The organism is Promicromonospora sp. NPDC060271 (assembly GCF_042726755.1).
GTDB lineage: Bacteria > Actinomycetota > Actinomycetes > Actinomycetales > Cellulomonadaceae > Promicromonospora.
This window is the reverse complement of record NZ_JBHXBG010000099.1, coordinates 1-21,067: the sequence shown is the minus strand read 5'-3', so window position 1 is coordinate 21,067 and position 21,067 is coordinate 1. Positions and strand designations below refer to the sequence as shown.

Here is a 21,067-nt window from a genome sequence, read left to right as displayed (position 1 = left end):
GAGTTCTACCTCGGCGGGGTCAGTCAGTAGACGACTACCGGGGTGCCTGAAGGGGCGCCCCAGGTGTCCCAGATCCAGTCCATCGCGCTGTTCGACACCCGCACGCAGCCGTGCGACGCCGGGAACGCGGGCACGGACGCCGAGCCGTGCACCGCGATGCCGCCCGTGAAGAACTTGGGCCGCCACATGTCGCCGAGCTCCAGCCGCGACGCGTACATCCGGTTCTCCTCGCGGTACACGGCGAAGGACCCGCGCGGCGTGTACGCCGTGTAGGTGGCGCCCTTCGCCTCGTACGTCTCCCCGTTGCCGGACGACGCGTTGATGACCTTGACGACCTTGCCGTTCTCGACGGCCAGCACGAGCTGCCGGTCGATGTCTATCTCGAGCACCTTGCCGGACGACGTCCGCGCCTTGGGCACGACGCCGTCGTCCGCCGCCTTCTGCGTGGCGTCGCCCACCACGCCGTCGCGGTACAGGCCACCGGCCTTCTGCAGTGCGAAGACCGCCTGCTGCGTCTCGCTGCCGTACGCCTTGTCGACGGAGGTCACGAAGTAGCCGAGGTCCTTCAGCCGCTGCTGAAGCTTGCCCACCCGGTTGCTGACCTCGCCGTACTCGATGTAGTCGGGCTTCTCGGGCTTGTCCTCCTTCGGGTCCTTGTCGCCGCCCTTGCCGTCGGACTTCCCGTCGCCCGGCTCGGACGACCTGTCGTCGCCGGGCTCGGACGACCCGTCGTCGCCCTCGTCCTCGCCGGGCTTCCCGGTGCCGTCACCTGAGTCGTTCCCGGAGCCCTCGTCGGTGGCGTCGCCGCTGGGCTCGGACGACGGCTCGCTCGCCGAAGCCTCCGGCTCCTGCTCCTCGGCGCTCGGCTCCGGGCTCGGGGTGCTCTCCTCCGGGCTGGGCGAGCTCGTCGCCGCCGAGTCCGCAGGCGGCTCCTCACCGCCGCCGCAGGCCGACAGCAGGCCCGCCGTCAGCGCGACCGCGCCCAGCGTGCCAAGGACCCTCGTACCGACTGCCGTGCCCACACCATGGGCAGGCTTGCCGTGCATTACCCGCATCGTGACTCCTCCTCGACTGCACCTTCTGGGGTGGTGGTGCAGTACCGCACTCGCGAGACGACGTCGTCCCCTCGCGAGTGTCCTGTATCTCCCACTGGCGCGCGGGCGTCCAGGATGGTTGCGTCGGTCGATCGTCACCCAATCGTGATCGTCACGCGTTGGTGCTCGTCACCCGACAGTCACAGAGCCGCCCGCGGGGAGTGTGTCCAGGGTGTCAGCGGGATCAGGAGCCAGCAACCACGCGTCGACGCCGGCCAGGAGCCGGGCCTTGGTGCTCGACGACGCCCGGCTCGCCCGGATCGACGACGCCGCGAGCCCGGCGAGCTCCGGGTCGCTGAAGCCGTGCGCGCTCCGCGCGATCTCGTACTGGTCGACGAGCCGCGAGCCGAACAGCAGCGGGTCGTCGGCACCCAGCGCGACCATCGCCCCCGCGTCCACCAGGGTGCGCAACGGCACCTCGTCCGCCTCGCTGTACACGCCGAGGCCGATGTTCGAGCCCGGGTTCACCTCGAGGGCCACACCGCGCTCCACGATCTCGCCGAGGAGTCGCTCGTCCTCGGCGGCGCGCACGCCGTGCCCTATCCGGTCGGGAACGAGCTCCCGCATGACCTCGCTGATGTGGTCGGGCCCCAGCAGCTCGCCACCGTGCGGCACGGCCGCGAGGCCGGCGCGGCGCGCGATGTCGAAAGCGTGCCCGAACTGGGACGTGTCCCCGCGGCGCTCGTCGTTCGACAGCCCGAAGCCCACCACCTCGCCGACGCCGTCGCCCGCGTACCGCGCGGCGAGCCGGGCGAGCGTGCGCGCGTCGAGCGGATGCCTCATGCGCGACGCCGCGATGATCACGCCCACCTCGATGCCGTGCGCGGCGCTCGCGGCCTGGGCGGCGTCGATCACTATCTCGACGGCGGGGGTGATGCCGCCGACGAACGGGGCGTAAGAGGTCGGGTCCACCTGGATCTCGAGCCGGCCGGAGCCCTCGGCGGCGTCGTCGGCCGCTGCCTCGTCGACCAGGCGGCGCATGTCCGCCTCCGAGCGCACGCAGGCGCGGGCGGCGTCGTACAGGCGCTGGAAGCGGAACCAGCCGCGCTCGGTGGCGGGCAGGCGCAGGGGGTCGTTGTCGACGAGCGCCTCGGGGAGCCGCACCTGGTAGGCGGCTGCCATGTCGACGAGCGTCGGCACCCGCATGGATCCGGTGAAGTGGAGGTGGAGGTGCGCCTTGGGGAGGAGTGCGAGGTCGCGCATCTGCGTAGTCTGGCAAAGCGGTGCTCCGGCGGCAGCCGGGAACGTGATACTCCGCACTACTCACACATCCTGCCGTCCCATCTTTGGTGTGCGTGCGTTCCGCTCCGTATCCTGAGAAGAACATGCCCCAGATAGCCGAAATGACTGATTTACGCGATGCGCAACCACGGACACCGGTGAACCAGTGAACGAAGAGACCACGAACGAGGACAACGCCGCAGACCGTCCGGTGCACGTCGTCCTCGGCGGTAAGTACGAGCTGGTCGACGTCCTCGGCACTGGTGCAACGTTCACGGTCTACGAGGCGCAGCGTGTCGCAGCCCCCGCGGTCCCGGAGCCCGCGGCGAGCGGCGACGGCGACACCGGCGCCGACGGAGAGACCGCCGACGGCGACGCCGGCAAGGCCGACGCCGACGAGACCGGTACCGACGAGACCGGTACCGACGAGGCTGACGCGAGCACGAGCGAGGCCGGTTCCGGCGAGACCTCCGACGACGAGACGTCCGGTGCGGGCACCACGGCTGCCGAGACCGCGGACGCCGACACCGCGGACGCCGAGACCACGGACGCCGGCACCACGACAGCCGCCGGCGACGCCGAGCCGGACGAGCCCGAGGTCGACCTCGACCAGCCGCTCGTGGTCAAGGTGCTGCACCCCCACCTCGTCGACGACCAGAACGCCCGCGACTCCCTGCGGCGCGAGGTCGAGGCCTCGGCGCTGGTGGACCACCCGGGCGTCGTGAAGGTGCTGGACTCGGGCGAGGACGACGTCGCGGGCGCGAACGTCCCCTGGACGGTCATGAACCGGATGGCGGGCGTCTCCCTGTCCGACCTCGCGGGCGACCACGGCCTGCCCTGGCGTGACGCGCTGGCGATCATCGACGGCCTGCTGGAGGCGCTGGGCGCGGTGCACGCGGCAGGCCTTGTGCACCGCGACGTCGCGCCCCGCAACGTGATGGTCGACAAGCAGGCCGACGGCACGTTCGTCGTCGGGCTGCTGGACCTCGGGCTCACCCGGGCCGCCGGCGGCGAGGGCGACGGTGCGACGGTGGCCGGCTCGGTCATCGGTATGTCGCCGGAGCAGGCGCGGGGCAAGCCGCTCGACGCGCGCAGCGACATCTACGCGGTCGGCGCGCTCGCGTACTACACGCTGACCGGGCACGCGCCCTACGAGCGCGCTCAGGCGGAGGACGTCCTGCGGGCGCACGTGAACGCGCCGGTACCGGCGGCCTCCGCGCGGCGGGCTGCCGTCCCGGCGTCCGTGGACCGCCTCGTGTCGCGCGCGATGGCCAAGGACCCGGGTCGGCGGTTCCCCACCGCCGAGGCGATGCGCGGGACCGTGACGATCCTGCTCGGCGGCCCTGCCGGCCGGCTGGGCACCAGCGACGAGACCATGCAGCTCGGCGTGGGTGCCGGTGGCACCGAGGTGATCGACCCGGTCCTCGGCGCGGGGGCCGGCTCGGGCACCATGAAGCTGGGCCAGGTCGACGAGGGCGCCGACCGCACCATGATGGTGGGCGCCGTGGGTGCGGCGGCCGTCGGAGCGGGTGTCGCGGGGGCGGCGACCGCGCCTGCTGCCGCTGCCGGCGCGGCGCCGACCATGGCGTCCGCGCCGCCCGCGGTAGGGCGTCCGCCGATCGGGCCGTACCCGGCGGTGCCCGAGGAGGAACGGAAGTGGTGGCACGCCCTGACGACCGGCCGCGGCCGTGTGATCACGATCGTCGTGTTCGCGCTGCTCGTGTTCGGCGGTGCCGGCCTGGTGATCGCGAACATCATCAACAACCAGGGCACGCCCGTCGTCACACCGCCCGTCACCACGACCACCGACGATCCGACGCCGACACCTTCGTCGTCGCCCGTCCCGAGCCGGTCCGACAACACGGACGACGAGTTCACGCCGACGCCGACCCCGACGCCGACTCCCACGCCGACGCCGACCCCTACCCCCACACCGACGCCGACTCCCACCCCGACGCCCACGCCGACGCCGACCCCCACGCCGACGCCGACGCCGACCCCCACCCCGACGCCCACCCCGGCCGTGACGCCGACCGACGACCCGACGGGCGACCCGACGGGCGAGCCGACCGGCGGGGGAGAGGCCGGCGGCGACCCGTCGGCGCCCGCGGACGGCGAGGGGCGCTAGACCGCTCCCGGGGAGCGGTCCGGCGACCGGCCGTCAGGCGATCCAGCCCCGCTCCCTGGCCACGGTCACCGCTGCCGTCCGGTCGGCGACACCGAGCTTGGCGAACGCCCGGATGAGATGCGTCTTGACCGTCGCCTCCGTGATGGACAGCTCGCGTCCGACCTGTGCGTTCGACCGGCCGAGTGCCACGAGCTTCAGCACCTCCGCCTCTCGGGCGGAGGGCCGTTCCGCGGCGCCGCGTACCGAGCTGACCAGGCGTGTCGCGACGCTGGGGGCGAGCACGGTCTCGCCCCGGGCAGCCGCTCGGACCCCTGCGACCAGCTCGGCGCGGGGCGTGTCCTTGAGCAGGTAGCCGGTGGCTCCGGCCTCGACGGCGCGCAGGATGTCGGCGTCGGTGTCGTACGTGGTCAGCACCACCACGCGGGGTCCGGTGCCCACTATCCCGGCGGTCGCGGCCACGCCGTCGAGCACCGGCATCCGCAGGTCCATGAGCACGACGTCGGGCCGCAGCTCCGCCGCGAGGGCCACCGCTTCCTGCCCGTCCGCGGCCTCGCCCACCACCTCGAGGTCGCCCTCCACGCTGAGCATGCCCGCGAGCCCTGACCGCACCACGGGATGGTCGTCCACCACCAGCACCCGGATCATCCGGCCACCCCCTGTGTCCTCTCGTGCTCTCCGGTAGCTGTGCGCGCCGCCGTATCGGGCCCGGTGCCCGCCCGGCCGGCGACCGCCGGGTCGATCTGCCCGTCGACCGGCACACGGGCGCACAGCGTCGTGCCGCCGTCGTTCCCCGGCCCGACCGCCAGCGTCCCGCCCGCCGACCGTAGGCGCTCCCGCATCCCCGCCAGCCCGAACCCGTCGACGGCCTCGGCGGAGAACCCGCGCCCGTCGTCGGACACCGTCAGCGTCACCTCACCCTCCGCCTGCCCCAGCCGCACGACGACGGAGCGTGCCCGCGCATGCCGCCGCACGTTCGCGAACGCCTCCTGCGCGGCCCGCAGCAGCACCACCTCCACCGTCGGCGACAGCGCCCCGACCCGACCCGTCTCCACCGTCACCGCCAGGCCGGTCTCCTCGGCGAACCGGCTGCCGAGCCGGCCGAGCGCCTGGGGCAGCGACGCGTCCTGGAGCGCCACCGGCGCGAACGCCGCCACCAGGGCGCGGGCCTCGGCGAGGTTGTCGCGCGCCGTGTCCTCCACGACGTGCAGCCGCTCACGCACCGCGGCGTCGTCCCCGAGGTCGAGGGCCGCCGTCGCGGCCTGCGCCTGCATCACCACGCTCGTGAACCCCTGGGCGAGCGTGTCGTGGATCTCGCGGGCCAGGCGCTCACGCTCGGCCAGTACCCCCGCCTCGTGGCTGGTCAGCGCGAGCTGCTTCTGCGTGGCGTGCAGCTCGCCGAGCAGCCGCACCTGCTCCTCCGCCCGGCGCATCGCCACGTGGAACCACAGCCCGAGCCCGATCGCGAACACGAGGGTGACCAGCATCTGCGGCACCACCTCGCCCATGACCGCGACGTCGAAGTCGTACTGCGACGAGATACCGACCGACACCGCGACCGTCAGGGCGACACAGCCGACCACACCCTGCCGTATCGACTCCAGCAGCATCCACACCTGTGCGAACGCGATGAACAGCAGCAGCGACGCCACGCCGCCCTGCGACACCGTCACCCCCGTGCCGATCACGAGCACCGACAGGTACAGCACGGCGAGCCGCTGGTTCCGGGTCCTGGCCGCCCGTGCGCCCCACAGCAGATAGGCCAGCACGATCACGCCCATCGCCGAGCAGGCGACGGCGAGCCGCGTTCCCCGCGTCCCGTCCAGCAGCAGTGCGACGGCGGTCAGCGCGATGATCACGCCGAACGCGGCGTCCCACCACCGCACCTGGTCCTCCCACCCGGCGTACAGGCGTGCCAGACCCTGGTCGCGGTCAGCCGTCATCGTGCCGCCGCCACCGGAACGTCCGCGTGCCGATCACGAGCCCCACCACCAGCCATGCCGCCAGTACAGCAGCCGTCGCGCCGGACTGCCAGGCCCCGGCCGGCTCCGCCGCGGCGAAGGCGTCCGGCAGGAACACGGACCGCATGCCCTGCGCGATCCACTTGAGCGGGAACAGGGAGGACAGGTCGATCATCCAGCCGGGCAGCTGACCGACCGAGAAGAAGACCCCGGACGTGAACTGAAGGACCAGGAGCGGCGTCACCACCACCGCGCTGGCGGACCGCCCGGACCGGGGTACCGACGAGTAGGCGACCCCGCAGACGGCCCCGGCCGCCGTGCCCAGCACGAAGACCCAGGCGAACGTGGCCCAGCGTCCGGCGGAGTCGGGCAGCGGGACGTCGAAGACGAGCGCCGCGACCACGAGCAGCAGGGCCGTCTGCGCGAGCACGGTGACCAGCGACAGGAACACCTTGCCGAGAAAGTACGACGTCGCGGGCAGCGGCGTGGCACGCAGCCGCTTCAGCGTCCCGTCGTCCCGCTCGACGGCGATCGACAGGGCGAGCGTCTGGTACGTCGAGAGCATGACACCCGTCGCGACCATGCCGGGCAGGAAGTACTGCGCGAAGCTGACCGTGACGCCGTCGGCGACGATCGGGTCGTCGTCGCCGAACACCGTCGCGAAGATCGCGAGCATGACTATCGGATAGGCGAACCCGAAGACCACCGAGTCGCGTTCGCGGACGAACTGCAGCAGCTCGACGCCGCCGCGCACCAGCCCGAGGCGGAGCACACCGGGCAGCGCGGTACGCTGCTCGACCCGTTCCCGCCGGTCGAGCCTGTCCAGGCCAGCCCCCTTCGTCGCGCCCATCACGCCGCCTCCCTGCCCTGCTCGCCGAGCTTGCTGTCGTCCACCGGCGCCTCGCCGATCATCGCGAGGTACACGTCCTCGAGCGTCGGCCGCGTCACGGTCAGGCCGGGCACCTCGCCGTCGGGTCCGGCGCTCGCGATCAGCCGGGCGACGGCGGCCGTCGGCCGGTCCGTCCGCTCGGTGCGCCGCACGTCGCCGTCGTCCCATGCGACGACCGGTGTGCGGGCCTCTGGGCCGCCGAGGGTCTCGGGCGTCCCCGAGGCGGCCAGCACGCCGTCCCGCACGACGACCACCCGGTCGGCCAGCTCGGCCGCCTCGTCGAGATAGTGGGTCGTCAGGAGGATCGTGGTGCCGTCGTCGCGCAGACCCGTCACGAGGTCCCAGAAGGACCGGCGGGCCTGAGGATCGAACCCGGTGGTCGGCTCGTCGAGGAACAGCAGCTCGGGTCTGCCCACTATGCCGAGCGCCACGTCGAGCCGACGCCGCTGCCCGCCGGACAGCCCGCGGGTCCGCGCGCGGGCCTTCTCCGCCAGCCCCACCGCTGCGATGACCTCCGCGGGGTCGCGCGGGTCGGGGTAGGACGCAGCGGCGGCCCGCACCTTCTCCAGGACGGTGAGCTCGCTCATGTCCCGCGAGTCCTGCATGACGACGCCGATCCGGGCCCGCCAGGCGCGTCCGGCGTGCCGGGGGTCCTCGCCGAGCACCGACACCTCGCCGTCGTCGCGGTCGCGGAAGCCCTCGAGGATCTCGACGGTGGTGGTCTTGCCGGCGCCGTTCGGTCCGAGGACCGCCACGATCTCGCCCGTCGCGACGTCGAGGTCGAGACCGGCGACGGCGTCCTTGTAGCCGGCGCGTGCGTTGCCGTAGCGCTTGCGGAGGCCGCGTACTCGCACGGCCAGGGGGTCGGATGTCTGCATGCCGTCGAGCATGCTCCCGCCGACGTCCTCGGCGGGACGCCCGTTCGGCTGCACCTGCTGTCCACCGTTCGACGGACACCGCCCCGGCGCGTCGCCGCTGGTCGACCCTCGTCGGTCGAGCTTGTCGAGACCCCCAAGGGCTCGTCAGGAACGAGTTCGACCTACAGCGCCCGGTACCGTACAGTTGTGCCTCGGTGATCGATCCTCACCTGAAGCGGCGTGCCTCTCCGGAGGTCCGTGCGGACAGTTGACAAGGGATCGAACGCAGAGGGTAGTGGCGCAATTGGTAGCGCAGCGGTCTCCAAAACCGCAGGTTGCAGGTTCGAGTCCTGTCTACCCTGCCAGCGTGAACCCCAGCGGGGCCGCGCGCAGCGGGCCCACGTGAGTGGACCTGGCAAGCCAGTCCGCGCCAGTCGGCGCGCCGGGCCACAGGAGTGGGGTAGCAGTGAGCGACACCGAGGTGATCCAGAGCGCCGCGGAGCGTCCGAGCAAGGGCAGCGGCAACATCTTCGCCCGAATCGCGCTCTTCGTGCGCCAGGTGGTGGCCGAGCTCAAGAAGGTCGTCTCGCCGACGCGCTCCGAGCTCATGACGTACACGACGGTGGTGCTGGTCTTCCTGGTCGTGGTCATGTTCTTCGTCGTGGTGCTGGACTACGCGTTCGGCATGCTCGCCGGCTGGGTCTTCGGCTGATCCGGTCCTCGGCGACGGCACGTTGACGCCGTCGTGGACGACCTCGATCACGGTCGACGTCGGTCCGGGTGCGCCGGACAAGCAGATGGGGCACGCTGCGCAGTACTTCGCTGTGACCGTTCTCGCCTGTTGCTGATTGTCGCTTCGCGGCACTTTCGCGCGACAATGGGCGAACACAGCTCGTAGAAGTACGCACACACGTGCCGGGCGTAGCCCCGGCGCACGAAGAGAAAGCAGGTTCGTTTCGTGTCCCAGGACTCTCTGGACCAGACGGAGAACGTCTCGCCGACCGACGGCGACGATGCGGCCGTCGACGCGCCCCTGGACGCCGAGAACGCCGACGTGCCTGCGGACGCCGAGACTCCGGTCGACACCGACGCCGAGACCACGGACGAGAGCGAGGTCGAGGGCGCAGCCACCGGCGGACGCACCGTCGACGCCGACGGCGACGTCATCGTGGACGAGGTCGAGGAGTTCAAGCGAACCCTCCGCGGACAGTCCGGCGACTGGTACGTCATCCACTCGTACGCGGGTTACGAGAAGCGCGTGAAGACCAACCTCGAGAACCGCATCCAGAGCCTGAACATGGAGGACTACATCTTCCAGGTCGAGGTTCCGATGGAAGAGGTCGCCGAGATCAAGAACGCGCAGAAGAAGATCGTGAGCCGGGTGCGCATCCCGGGTTACGTCCTCGTGCGCATGGACCTGACCGACGAGTCGTGGGGCGCCGTCCGGCACACCCCGGGCGTCACGGGCTTCGTCGGGCACACGCACCAGCCGGTGCCGCTGAACCTCGACGAGATCTACTCGATGCTCGCGCCCTCGATGCTGCAGCAGCCGGCGCAGGCCGGCCAGCCGGCAGCAGGCGGCGCCGCGTCGACCGGCGGCAAGGCCCCGGTGCACGTGGACTTCGAGGTCGGCGAGTCGGTGACCGTCACGGACGGTCCGTTCGACACGCTGCCTGCCTCGATCTCCGAGATCAACGTCGAGGCCCAGAAGCTCAAGGTCCTCGTCTCCATCTTCGGCCGGGAGACCCCGGTCGAGCTGGGGTTCAACCAGGTCGCCAAGATCTGATCGTTCGTCCCCCAGCACTTGCAACCGGGTCATCGCCCACGGCGTCGGCCCAACCGAACAGAAGGTAGAAACGCATGCCCCCGAAGAAGAAGGTCTCCGGCCTCATCAAGCTGCAGATCAACGCTGGTGCGGCGACGCCGGCTCCGCCGATCGGCCCCGCGCTGGGTCAGCACGGCGTGAACATCATGGAGTTCTGCAAGGCGTACAACGCCGCGACCGAGTCGCAGCGCGGCAACGTCATCCCGGTCGAGATCACGGTGTACGAGGACCGCTCGTTCACGTTCATCACCAAGACCCCGCCGGCCGCCGAGCTGATCAAGAAGGCCGCCGGTGTGCCCAAGGGCTCGCCCACGCCGCACACGGTCAAGGTCGCCACGATCACGAAGGATCAGGTCCGCGAGATCGCCGCGACCAAGCTGCAGGACCTGAACGCGAACGACCTCGACGCCGCGTCGCTGATCATCGCGGGCACCGCCCGCTCCATGGGCATCACCGTCTCGGAGTGATTCCCTCCGAGGCACCCTGCCTCGGACCGCACGAGGCGACCGGCGGACGTCGTCGGTCACCGCAGTGGCAGGGCCGAGAGGCCCGCTACGACCACAAGGAGAGAGAACTATGGCAAAGCGCAGCAAGGCGTACCTCGCCGCCGCGGAGAAGATCGACAGCGCGAACCTGTACTCGCCGCTCGAGGCCATCCGCCTGGCCAAGGAGACCGCCACGGTCAAGTACGACGCCACCGTCGAGGTCGCGTTCCGGCTGAGCGTGGACCCGCGCAAGGCGGACCAGATGGTCCGTGGCACGGTCAACCTGCCGAACGGCACGGGTAAGACGGCCAAGGTCATCGTGTTCGCCAACGCCGCCAAGGCGGAGGAGGCCCGCGCGGCCGGTGCCGACGAGGTCGGCGGCGACGACCTGATCGAGAAGGTGGCCGCCGGCTACACCGACTTCGACGCGGCCGTCGCCACGCCGGACCTCATGGGCAAGGTCGGTCGCCTCGGTAAGGTGCTCGGTCCCCGTGGCCTCATGCCGAACCCGAAGACCGGCACCGTGACGATGGACGTGACCAAGGCTGTCACCGACATCAAGGGCGGCAAGATCGAGTTCCGTGTCGACAAGCACGCGAACCTGCACTTCATCATCGGCAAGTCCTCCTTCACGGACGCGCAGCTGCTGGAGAACTACGCGGCCGCGCTCGACGAGGTCCTCCGTCTCAAGCCGTCGTCGTCGAAGGGTCGCTACATCAGCAAGGCGACCATGACCACGACGATGGGCCCCGGCATCCCGCTGGACCAGAGCCGGACCACCAAGCTCCTGGACGAGCTCTCGGCCTGAGCCGAGCTCCTCTGAGCGCAAGAAGGCCCGCATCCCGCAAGGGGTGCGGGTCTTTTTGATCTTGGTTCAGCACGATGTATCGAACGGGCCGCTCACCCCTCTTGTCTGATGAGCGGCATCGAGCCGACGTGCGTCGAGGGAGAGGGGGTGCCTGATGGGCACAGTGTTTTACCTCCCCGGGTCATACCGCCCCGGATCCGTAACCCCCGCCGTACACTCGGTTGGTCCAAGTGGTCCGCGTCTGGCATCGGACGTGGAGACATCCGCCAGCAGAGAATCCCGTGGTGCAATGACAGGATCAAGGGAGGCCCTGCCCGACGTCGACGGGTCCGGGCCCACGCTCGGCGATCGCGCTGCGATCGCCTTGACCGAGTACCGCGAGGGCAACCGCCAGGCGCTCGGCGACCTGGTTCGCGAGGCGACGCCGCTGCTCTGGCACACGGTCCGCGCACAGGGGGTCGAGCACGACGCCGCGGACGATGTGGTGCAGAGCACCTGGGTCGCGCTCGTGCGGCACGCGGACACGATCGCGGAGCCCAAGGCCGTCCTGAAGTGGCTCCTGGTGACCGCGAAGCGCGCGGCCTGGGAGGCGGTGCGCAAGCATCGCGACGACGAGAAGCGCCGCACCGAGCTCCCGGACGACAGCCCCGAGCACCCGATGGCACTACCCGCGAAGGATCCGCTGCCGGACGACGAGATCCTGCGCGAGGAACGCGATCGCATCCTGTGGATGTCGCTCCAACAACTACCCGGACGCTGCCAAGAGCTGCTGCGTCTGGTTTCGCTCGCCGATCGGCCGGACTACCGGTACATCTCGGCGGCGATCGGAATGCCGATGGGCTCCATCGGCTCGACTCGTGGGCGCTGCTTGGCGAAGCTGCGGACCATCCTCGACGAGCAGGGGGACTTCTCGTGGACCTGACGCCGGAACCGAACAAGGACGACGAGGCCGTGGGGGACCTCTCGTACGACCCGAAGGGCATGCTCGACGCCGACGACGGGGCTGTGCTGACCCGTCTTGCCGAGCTGGTCGACGCGGTTGACCCGGTGCCGAGCGACCTCGTGGAGCGCTCACTGTTCGCGATCACGCTGGCTGGCCTGGAGGCCGACCTCATGGAGGCCGTCTATCTCGACGCGCCGCTCGCGGGCGTCCGGGGGGCCGCCGCCGCAGCACGCGCAGATGACGCGGCGCCCGCCGAGGCCAAGACGATTACCTTCACGCACGACTCGCTGACCGTCATGATCAGCTTGTCCCCGGCTGCCGGGGGCAAGGTGCGGATCGACGGCTGGGCGGCTCCGGCGGCCGGCCTCTCCGTCGAGCTGCACCGACCGGGGGCCGACGTCGTGACCGTCGCGTCCGACGAGGACGGCCGGTTCGCCTTCGACTCCGTCGAGCGTGGCCGCGCGAGCCTGGTGGTTCGCCGGACCGACGGCGGCGGCGGCGCGGTGAGCACGCCGGTCATCGAACTCTGAATTTCTGAATCGCTGAATTCCTTGACCCGGCTGTGGGGGCGCGGCGGGGTTGGCCGAGTGCGCCTATCGATGGAGAGGTACTGCCGTGAGTGAGCCCATGCCCGAGGGAATGCACGTCCGGGACCACGCCGGGGGGTGGCGGCCGGTCCGGGAGCTGGACCCAGCCACGGACCGGCTCCCCGGTGGGCGCATGGCGCCGACGCGTTACGTGCGAGACCGGGTGATCGTCCGGGGTGACTCCGAGGGCGGGCACAACGCGCTGGTCGAGATGATCACCGCCCGCGCCCGGGAGAACGGTGTGACCGTCACGACCGGAGACTTCCAGCAGGCGCCGTCGCGCGCGGGTGCCGACGTCGTGGGCGCCCGGCCCGACGTCGAGGTGCGGCTCGACGACGTGCGGGACGACTGGGACGCGCTCGGGCTGGTGGCCGCGGTGGCGGAGGAAGCGGGCGACAACCGCAGGCGGGTGTCGCTGGACCATGTGGTGATGGGTCACCGGAACAACGGCGGCTTCGGGGATCCGGACACGCGGGTGCCCGCCACGTACCCGGGCGCCCCACCCGTCCGCAAGGCGGACGGGACGTCGCCTCTGGTGACCCACGCGGGCGTCGACCGGCCCGTTGTCGCCATCCTGGACACGGGAATCGGGCGGCATCCATGGTTCGACGCCCCGGGAACCGTCGTGCTCCGGGATGCGGCGCTCGACGGTCAGCCCATCGGGACGTACCCCGAGGACGACATCGATGCCGAGCGGGAGGGGCGGCGGGACGGCAACGCCTCCCCGTTGGACCCGTTCGCCGGACACGGCACCTTCATCGCGGGTGTGGTCCACCAGATCTGCCCTGACGCGGCGCTGCTGCCGGTGCGGGTGTACGGCGGGGACGGCACGGCCTCCGAGTGGGACTTCGCGCGCTCCGTGGAGCGGCTGCTGGAGTTCCATCTCCGCGGACTCGCGGGAGTTCCCGGATACTTCCCCGTCGACGTCGTGGTGATCGCGAGCGGCTACTACCTGGAGCACCCCGAGGACGACGACGACTACGAGGGCGTCTACCGGGGCCGGCTCCGTGACCTACGTCGGGCCGGCGTGCTCGTGGTGGTATCGGCAGGCAATGACGGGTCCTCGCGCAAGGCGTTCCCGGCGGGGTGGGCACCGCCGGTCCGGCGGACGCGCAACGGGGTGGTGCCAGGCGACGCGCACGATCTCCGGCCCGAGTACACGCCGCTGCTCGGGGTAGCCGCGTCCAACCCGGACGGTACCCTTGCCGAGTTCAGCAACGACGGTCCCTGGATCGCGGCGGTCCGCCCGGGCGTGCAGGTGCTGAGCAGCATGCCCACCACGTTCGACGGAGCGGCACAGGGTGAGCGGACCGCGGACGGGCTGCGGTACGCGATCGACCCGGACGACTTCACCCATGGCTTCGGGACCTGGAGCGGAACGTCGTTCTCCGCGCCGTATCTCGCGGGTCAGCTGGCGGGAGCGATGTACGCGCGTCGGGCTGCTGGTGAGGTACCGGCGTCAGACGTGACGGGGCGTGTCGGTGATGCCTGGCATGCTGTGCTTCAGGTGGGGGATCTCTACGCGGAGGTGCCTGGAGTGCCGGTGTGATGAGCTGATTTGGGGGCGCGGTGAGTGGTACAGGCTTCGAGGCGCTCGCGGAGCGCTTCGAGAGGGCGCGGGACTGGAACACTCGCGCCCGCCCGAGCCGCGCTCGCCGTGAGTTCAAGGCTCTGCTCCGAGACCTGGGTCAATACGGCGACACGGGAGTGGTTGGTGCCGACCGGGTGACGTGGGCGTGGCTCATCGCTCGGTCCTGGATGGGTCTCGCACAGGCGGACCTTGCGATCTCCGGGGACCTTCCGACGGCACTGGAAGCGCTCGACCGGGCACTCGACGCAGCGCGGTTGCTCGACGGGACGGAGCGCCGCCGCATCGAGGCGGTGACCGCTGGTCAGCGAGGACTGTTTCTGCTCCGGGTCGCGGGGGAACCGGCGGAAGCGATCCGCCTCTTCGACCAGGTCTTGGCAGTGAGCGATGCCGGGGCGCCGCGGGACCTGGCGATGGCCTACCTCAACCGAGCCTTTGCCCTGTCCGATCTCGGCGACGTCCATGGAGCCCTGGCGGACAATCTCGCGGCCGTGCGGCATGCCGAAGCAGCGGGTGCGCCAGTCCTGGTCGCCTTCGCCCGGCACAACGCCGGCTACTACTTGAGCATGCTCGGCAACGCACCCGCGGCGCTTGCCGAGATGGCCGCCGCGCGAGAGATCGCGCCCGATCAGGACGACGGGATCCCGTTGCTCGGCCGGGCCGAGGTGCTGTACGGCGTCGGCCTGTTGGAACAGGCGGAGGCGCTGCTGGAGGAGGCCATCCCGCAGTTGCTCAAGGCGGGACGACGCACCGACCACGCCATCGCCGAGTACGTGCGGGCACGCTGCCTTCTCGCGCTCCGCCGCTTCGAGGATGCCTCGACCTTCGCCGCTCGAGCGCGCTCTCACTTCACGGCGGCGGGATACGAGCAGTGGGCGGTGCTTGCCCGCGTCCTGGAGCTGGAGGCACTCCTTGCTCCCGTTCGTCGCAGACTGCAGACCCCGACGAACAGGGGCCTCCTCCGCAGGGCAGAGCAGGCGCTCGCCGCAGTACGCGACGGCGATGCCGCCGGGCCCGTCCTCGGCCAGCATCCCGGCCATGCCGCGCGCCTTGTCGCAGCGCAGTGGTTGCTGCTCGCGGGTGATCTCGACAGGGCACGTGAGACGTTGGCTGATCTGCCTCGTGGTCTGGCAAGGGCACCGCTGACGATGCGGGTCCAGCACTACACGGTCCAGGCACAGCTGGCGTTCGCGGCGGGCAGCCGAGCCAAAGGTCTGCGAGCGGTGCGGGCCGGGCTGGACCTGCTCGCGGACCACCGCACCAGACTGGGCTCGGTCGAGTCGGTCACAGCCGCCGCCATACACGGCGAGGACCTGAACCACGTCGACGTCAGGGCTGCCGCTCGAACCGGCCGCCCGGCGGTACTGTTCGACGCCCTCGAACGGGGCCGCGCGACGTTCGCCGGCACAGGGCGGGTCACCCCGCCTGACGATCCAGAGGCCGCTGCGCTCCTCACCGAAGCCCGCGGACTGCTGGCCAAGGCGCGCGAGCTCGGTGCCGCAGAGGCCAAGGACCGCGAGCGGCTCACCCGTCGTGCGCACCGCATCCAGAACGAGGTGCGGGAACGGTCGTGGCAGCACGCGGGCAACGCGGGAGCCGTGCAACGGCCGACGACAGCCCGCGAGGTGCGCCGGGTGCTCTCGGAACGGGGCGACGACACCGCGGTGGTGGCGAACTTCTTCGTGCTCGACGGAGAGCTCCGCTGCGTCCGCGTCGACGCCCGGACCGTGCGGACCATCGAGTTCGGCAGGTCCGACGACGTGACCGAACGCGTCCGCCGTCTGGGCGCCGACTTCGCCATGGCCGCCAACGACCTCATCCCCGCACCGCTGCGAGCCGCCGCCAACGCCTCTCTGGCGCGCAACCTCAAGGTGCTCGACGACATCCTCCTCGCCCCCCTCCGAGCCGACGGCGACCTCTACGTCGTCGCCCGCGAACCCCTGCTCAGCGTCCCCTGGACCGCGCTCCCGTCCCGCAGCGGCCTGCGCACCGCCGTCAACTCGTACGTCGCCAGGGGCCGCTCCCACGCCCGCCCGAGCGGCAGGCGACGGCTGCTCGCGGCTGCGGGGCCTGGCGTGCGGCACGGCACCGAGGAGGTCCATGCGGTCGGCAGCCAGTGGGCTGGCGCAACCGTGCTGACCGGGGACGACGCCGTCACCGAGCATGTACGCACGGCGCTCGCCACGCACGACGTCGTGCACCTCGCCACCCACGGCCAGCACGACGCGGACAACCCGCTGTTCGCGAGCATCGACCTCGCCGACGGCCCGCTGTTCGCCCACGAGCTCGACGGGACGCCGCTGCCCGGCTCCGTCGTGATCCTGTCCTCGTGTGAGGTCGGCGGCTCCACCCAGGTGCTCGGCGGCGAGGTGCTTGGCCTGACGTCGGTGCTCCTGCGTCTGGGGGCGCGCGCGGTGATCGCGTCCGTCGCGAAGCTCTCGGACGAGCTCGCCGCCCGCGTCATGCCGCGCCTGCACGCCCACCTCCGCGAGTCCGACGACCCGGAGGCCGCGCTCGCGGCGGCCCTCAAGGACGTCGCAGAGCCGGTCCCGCTGGTCTGTTTCAGCTCGGTCGAGGGCCTCGCCAGCGCCTGATCCCTGGGCGGGTGAATAGTGGCCCCGGTGGCCACCTTCGTCCAGGCCCGAGCCGCTGACCTGCGGCGTCGGAAAGGGCGGTGACACAAGACATCCGACCCCGCTAGCGTGTCCCGCCTGACGCCTCACGAGGGCGTGGAAATGGCTAGGGGACAGCATGTGGCCGGAACTCGAGGCAGAGCTGCTGGCCGCGCGGGACCTCAACTCCCGCTCGCGGCCGGGTGACGCTCTGCTGCGGTTCCAGGCCGTGCTCGACCGGCTCCGTGTCGTGGACCTCGCCGATCTCGAGCCCGGGGACCACGAGCGCTGGGCCGAGGGCATGGTGCGTTCCCTGACCGGGGAGGCGGTCGCCGTCCACGCGATCGAGAACGCGCTCGACAAGCCGCTGGCCATCCTCGAGGACGCCGAGGCCCGCGCCGAGACGGCGCCACCCGCGGTCCGGGCACGCCTCGCCGCCGTCGTCGAGGGGGCACGCGGCCTGCTCCTGCAGCGCTCCGGCAGGCTGGCCGATGCCATGGCCGCGTTCGACCGGGTGCTCGCGGATCCGGGAGTGCTGGGCGGGCGGGACCTCGCGACGATGCTGCTCAACCGGGGCGCGACAGCCATCGAGCTGGGCCGGTTTGACGCGGCGCTCCAGGACTTCGACGCCTGTCACGAGCAGGCGGTGCGCGCGGGCACGTCGTCGATCGCCTCCCTCGCCCTGCACAACACCGGCTTCGTGCGGTACGCGCTCGGCGACCTGCCCGGTGCGCTCCAGGCCATGGAGGCGGCCCGCGCCGCCGACCCGGAGCGCGCCGACGGCCTGTTGGAGATCGGCCGTGGTGCCGTCCTCTACGAGGCCGGGCTCCTCGAGGACGCCGAACGCGTGCTCACCCAGGCCATCTCCCGCATGGTCGGTCCCGGCCGCGCGCCGCACCGTGCGGAGGCCGAGTACTTTCGCGCCCGCTGCCTCATGGCGCTGCACCGGTGGGACGAGGCCCGTACCGTCGCGGCCTTCGTCAGGCAGTACTACGCCGGAGTAGGCCATCCGCAGCGGGCAGCCATCGCCCGTGTCGCGGAGCTGGAGGCGATCCTCCTGCCGGTCCGGCGTGGCGAGGCCCCCGTGCCCGACGACGCCCGCCACCGCGCCGAGCAGGCCATCGAAGCCGCTGAGGCCGGCGACGAGGTGGACCCGCTCCTCGGACAGCATCCCGGCCTGGCCGCACGGTTCGTCGCCGCGCACTGGTATCTCCTCGCCGACGACGTAGCGGCCGCCCGCACCGTGCTCGACAACCTCCCGGACGACATGACCGACGCTCCGCTGACCACCCGGATCCAGCGGCAGACGGTCCTCGCGCAGATCGCGTTCGCGGCGGGGGACCGGACCGCAGGCATCGAAGCGGTCACCCTGGGCCTCGGGCTGCTCGCCGACCACCGCGTGGGCCTTGGCTCCGTCGAGTCGGTGACGGCCGCGGCCGCGCACGGCGTCGACCTGCAGCGGACCGACGTCGCGGCGGCCGTGCGCACCGGCAGGCCCGACGCGCTGTTCGAGGCGGTCGAACGCGGGCGTGCCACGTTCGCGGGGGTGGGCGGCGCCGCGGCACCGGACGACGCCGCCGTACGCGCCCTCGTCACGGAGGCCCGCGGCCTCGCCGTCCGGGCCCGCACCCTCACCAACCGCGGGAACGCCTCCGAACGAGCCCACCTCTTCGAACGCTCCGGCAGGCTGCTGGCGACGGCCCGCGAACGCGCCTGGCACCGCACGGGCGCCGACGAGGCGGTGGCCGAGGAACGCCCCGCCACCGTCGCGGACGTGCGGCGCCTGCTCACCACCCGCGACGACGGTGCGGTGGTCGCCAACTACCTGGTGCTCGACGGCGCCCTGCGGTGCGTCCGCCTGGACGCGCACGGTGCGCGCACCGTGGAGCTGGGCCCACGCGCCGACGTCGCTGAACGGGTGCTGCGCGCCCGGGCCGACCTCGGCGTGTGCGCCAACGACCTGGTGCCTGCGGCCCTGCGTGCCGCCGCCCGGCGCTCGCTGACCCGCAACCTGGACGCCCTCGACCAGTTCCTCGCCATACCGCTGGACGCGGACGGCTCGTTGTACGTCGTCGGCAGGGACCCGCTCGTCGGCGTCCCGTGGACGGCGCTCCCTTCCCGGAGGGGCAAGCGCACCACCATGCGTTCCTACGTTGCACGCGGACGGGCCCACGCACGGCCGGGGGAGGGACACCGCCTCCTCGCGGCGCACGGCCCGGGCGTGACCCTCGGCGCGAGCGAGGTGCGGGCGGTCGGCGAGATGTGGCCCGGCGCGACGGTCCTCACCGGCGAGGCGGCCACGACGACCGCCGTACGCGAGGCGCTCGCCACGCACGACATCGTGCACCTGGCGACCCATGGCCGGCACGACGCCGACAACCCGCTCTTCGCCTCCGTCGACCTGGCGGACGGCCCACTGTTCGCGCACGAGCTCGACGGCACCCGGCTGCCCGGCTCGGTGGTGATCCTGTCGGCGTGCGAGGTCGGCGGCTCCTCCCAGGTGGTCGGGGGTGAGGTCCTCGGACTGACCTCGGTCCTCCTGCGCCTCGGCGCGCGCGCCGTCGTCGCGGCGGTCGCCCCGCTGTCGGACGCCGTCGCCGCCCGTGTGATGCCGCGCTTCCACGCGCACCTGCGCGCCACCGACGACCCGGAGGCCGCGCTCGCCGCGGCGCTGGCGGACGAGCCCGAACCCGCGCCGCTCGTGTGCTTCGGGTCCCTGGAGGGCTTGGAGCGCTGACGGCCGGCAGAGCGGCCGCCGTCAGGCAGCGTGTGGCGCGGGCCACCCCGTGCCGATGCGGTACCGCCTCCAGGATCGTGTTACCTTAGCAACGTAACCCAAGACCGCCGGTTGTCCGACGCTGCTCTCCTGCAGAGCGGAAGAAGACCGAAGTCCCGCTGAGAGCGGGGGCCTGCGCAGGTGACGAACTCGAGTGCGGCTCTGCCGCGCGAACCGAGCCCCGTGCGCCTGCGCCGGGGCTCTTTCTCATCTTCCGGGGCACGCCCGGGGCAGCTGCCCCAGGGGACGGTGGTACCACCACCGGAAGGATTGCCATGGCGAGGCCGGACAAGGCAGCCGCAGTCGCAGAGATCGCGGGCAAGTTCCGCGACTCCAACGCGGCCGTGCTGACCGAGTACCGCGGGCTCACCGTCGCGCAGCTCAAGGAGCTGCGTCGGTCGCTCAGCGGCAACGCAACCTACGCCGTGGTGAAGAACACGCTGACGGGGATCGCGGCCAAGGAGGCCGGTGTCGATGGTCTCGACGCCGACCTGAAGGGCCCGTCCGCCATCGCATTCGTGACCGGGGACCCGGTCACGGCTGCGAAGGGTCTGCGTGACTTCGCCAAGGCGAACCCTGCTCTGGTCATCAAGGGTGGCGTGCTCGACGGCCGCCCGATGTCCGCTGCAGAGATCACGAAGCTCGCGGACCTCGAGTCCCGCGAGGTTCTGCTGGCCAAGGTGGCCGGCGGTCTGAAGGCCACGCTGACGCGTGCTGCTTACGCCTTCTCCGCCAAGCCCGCCCAGGTCGCCCGCGTCATCGATGCCCTGCGTCAGAAGCAGGAGTCGGAGGGCGCTGCCGCCTGACCAGGCGGTGGCGCCAGAACAAAAACCCCCTGCTTCTCGCGGGCCGCACCGGCCCGCGAAGCGCCAACTGAAAGGAACGCCATCATGGCGAAGCTCAGCACCGACGAGCTCCTGTCCGCCTTCGAGGAGCTCACGCTCATCGAGCTGTCCGACTTCGTGAAGGCCTTCGAGGAGAAGTTCGACGTCACCGCGGCCGCCCCGGTCGCCGTTGCCGCGGGCCCCGTTGGCGGCGCCCCGGCCGAGGCCGCTGAGGAGAAGTCGGAGTTCGACGTCATCCTCGAGGCCGCCGGTGACAAGAAGATCCAGGTCATCAAGGAGGTGCGCGCGCTCACGTCCCTCGGCCTGAAGGAGGCCAAGGACCTGGTCGACGGCGCGCCGAAGCCGGTTCTCGAGGGCGCCGACAAGGACGCCGCCGAGAAGGCGAAGGCTGCCCTGGAGGGCGCCGGCGCCACCGTCACCCTCAAGTGACCTCAGCCTTCGGGCTGGTGTG

Annotated in this window: 18 protein-coding genes and 1 tRNA gene; 13 read left to right on the top strand and 6 right to left on the bottom strand. The window is 71.7% G+C overall.

The genetic code is table 11. From position 1 onward, the window contains the following. Window positions 1-23 precede the first annotated feature (23 nt). Complete coding sequence (locus ACFWE2_RS16040; RefSeq protein WP_377225212.1) at window positions 24-1,055, bottom strand: L,D-transpeptidase family protein; 1,032 nt, start codon at window positions 1,053-1,055, stop codon at window positions 24-26. A gap of 168 nt (window positions 1,056-1,223) precedes the next feature. After that, on the bottom strand, window positions 1,224-2,297 hold the full coding sequence (locus tag ACFWE2_RS16035; RefSeq protein ID WP_377225211.1) for an adenosine deaminase: 1,074 nt from the start codon (window positions 2,295-2,297) through the stop codon (window positions 1,224-1,226). Between the two features lie 184 nt (window positions 2,298-2,481). Between ACFWE2_RS16035 and ACFWE2_RS16030 the strand changes: the two genes are divergently transcribed. Beyond that, window positions 2,482-4,443: a serine/threonine-protein kinase gene (locus ACFWE2_RS16030; RefSeq protein ID WP_377225210.1), complete on the top strand. Its 1,962-nt coding sequence runs from the start codon at window positions 2,482-2,484 to the stop codon at window positions 4,441-4,443. Window positions 4,444-4,476: 33 nt separating this feature from the next. Here the strand turns inward: ACFWE2_RS16030 and ACFWE2_RS16025 are convergent, their stop codons facing one another. The 4 genes from ACFWE2_RS16025 to ACFWE2_RS16010 are packed head-to-tail and all read right to left on the bottom strand — an operon-like array spanning window position 4,477 to window position 8,168. Continuing rightward, complete coding sequence (locus tag ACFWE2_RS16025) at window positions 4,477-5,088, bottom strand: response regulator (RefSeq protein WP_377225209.1); 612 nt, start codon at window positions 5,086-5,088, stop codon at window positions 4,477-4,479. Then, complete coding sequence (locus tag ACFWE2_RS16020) at window positions 5,085-6,383, bottom strand: sensor histidine kinase (RefSeq protein ID WP_377225208.1); 1,299 nt, start codon at window positions 6,381-6,383, stop codon at window positions 5,085-5,087. Before ACFWE2_RS16020 ends, ACFWE2_RS16025 begins: the two co-directional genes overlap by 4 nt. Continuing rightward, window positions 6,373-7,251, bottom strand: a complete 879-nt coding sequence (locus ACFWE2_RS16015; RefSeq protein ID WP_377225207.1) for an ABC transporter permease — start codon at window positions 7,249-7,251, stop codon at window positions 6,373-6,375. The genes ACFWE2_RS16020 and ACFWE2_RS16015 overlap by 11 nt, the downstream gene beginning before the upstream one ends. Continuing rightward, entirely contained in the window at window positions 7,251-8,168 is a 918-nt protein-coding gene (locus ACFWE2_RS16010; RefSeq protein WP_377225206.1) for an ABC transporter ATP-binding protein, read from the bottom strand. Before ACFWE2_RS16010 ends, ACFWE2_RS16015 begins: the two co-directional genes overlap by 1 nt. A gap of 268 nt (window positions 8,169-8,436) precedes the next feature. On the opposite strand from ACFWE2_RS16010, the gene ACFWE2_RS16005 reads away from it, so the two are divergent. The 12 genes from ACFWE2_RS16005 (at window position 8,437) to rplL (ending at window position 21,045) form a co-directional block, all read left to right on the top strand. Further along, window positions 8,437-8,512: transfer RNA gene (locus tag ACFWE2_RS16005), tRNA-Trp, on the top strand. A 101-nt stretch (window positions 8,513-8,613) separates the two neighbouring features. Continuing rightward, on the top strand, window positions 8,614-8,859 hold the full coding sequence (gene secE / locus ACFWE2_RS16000; protein ID WP_377225205.1) for a preprotein translocase subunit SecE: 246 nt from the start codon (window positions 8,614-8,616) through the stop codon (window positions 8,857-8,859). A gap of 246 nt (window positions 8,860-9,105) precedes the next feature. Then, window positions 9,106-9,933, top strand: a complete 828-nt coding sequence (gene nusG / locus ACFWE2_RS15995) for a transcription termination/antitermination protein NusG (protein WP_377225204.1) — start codon at window positions 9,106-9,108, stop codon at window positions 9,931-9,933. A gap of 74 nt (window positions 9,934-10,007) precedes the next feature. Continuing rightward, window positions 10,008-10,439 carry a 50S ribosomal protein L11 gene (gene rplK, locus ACFWE2_RS15990; protein WP_377225203.1) on the top strand — a complete coding sequence of 144 codons (432 nt, stop codon included), beginning with the start codon at window positions 10,008-10,010 and terminating at the stop codon, window positions 10,437-10,439. Between the two features lie 109 nt (window positions 10,440-10,548). Further along, window positions 10,549-11,265, top strand: coding sequence for a 50S ribosomal protein L1 (gene rplA, locus ACFWE2_RS15985; RefSeq protein ID WP_377225202.1), 717 nt, complete (start codon window positions 10,549-10,551; stop codon window positions 11,263-11,265). Between the two features lie 289 nt (window positions 11,266-11,554). Then, entirely contained in the window at window positions 11,555-12,187 is a 633-nt protein-coding gene (locus tag ACFWE2_RS15980) for an RNA polymerase sigma factor (RefSeq protein ID WP_377225201.1), read from the top strand. Next, window positions 12,178-12,738, top strand: a complete 561-nt coding sequence (locus ACFWE2_RS15975) for a hypothetical protein (RefSeq protein ID WP_377225200.1) — start codon at window positions 12,178-12,180, stop codon at window positions 12,736-12,738. Before ACFWE2_RS15980 ends, ACFWE2_RS15975 begins: the two co-directional genes overlap by 10 nt. Before the next feature lie 85 nt (window positions 12,739-12,823). Further along, window positions 12,824-14,344: a S8 family serine peptidase gene (locus tag ACFWE2_RS15970; protein WP_377225199.1), complete on the top strand. Its 1,521-nt coding sequence runs from the start codon at window positions 12,824-12,826 to the stop codon at window positions 14,342-14,344. A 20-nt stretch (window positions 14,345-14,364) separates the two neighbouring features. After that, window positions 14,365-16,977, top strand: a complete 2,613-nt coding sequence (locus ACFWE2_RS15965; RefSeq protein ID WP_377225198.1) for a CHAT domain-containing protein — start codon at window positions 14,365-14,367, stop codon at window positions 16,975-16,977. Between the two features lie 157 nt (window positions 16,978-17,134). After that, window positions 17,135-19,732, top strand: coding sequence for a CHAT domain-containing protein (locus ACFWE2_RS15960; RefSeq protein ID WP_377225197.1), 2,598 nt, complete (start codon window positions 17,135-17,137; stop codon window positions 19,730-19,732). Between the two features lie 314 nt (window positions 19,733-20,046). Then, window positions 20,047-20,577: a 50S ribosomal protein L10 gene (rplJ, locus tag ACFWE2_RS15955; protein WP_377225196.1), complete on the top strand. Its 531-nt coding sequence runs from the start codon at window positions 20,047-20,049 to the stop codon at window positions 20,575-20,577. A gap of 84 nt (window positions 20,578-20,661) precedes the next feature. Further along, on the top strand, window positions 20,662-21,045 hold the full coding sequence (rplL, locus tag ACFWE2_RS15950) for a 50S ribosomal protein L7/L12 (protein WP_377225195.1): 384 nt from the start codon (window positions 20,662-20,664) through the stop codon (window positions 21,043-21,045). Window positions 21,046-21,067 lie beyond the last annotated feature (22 nt).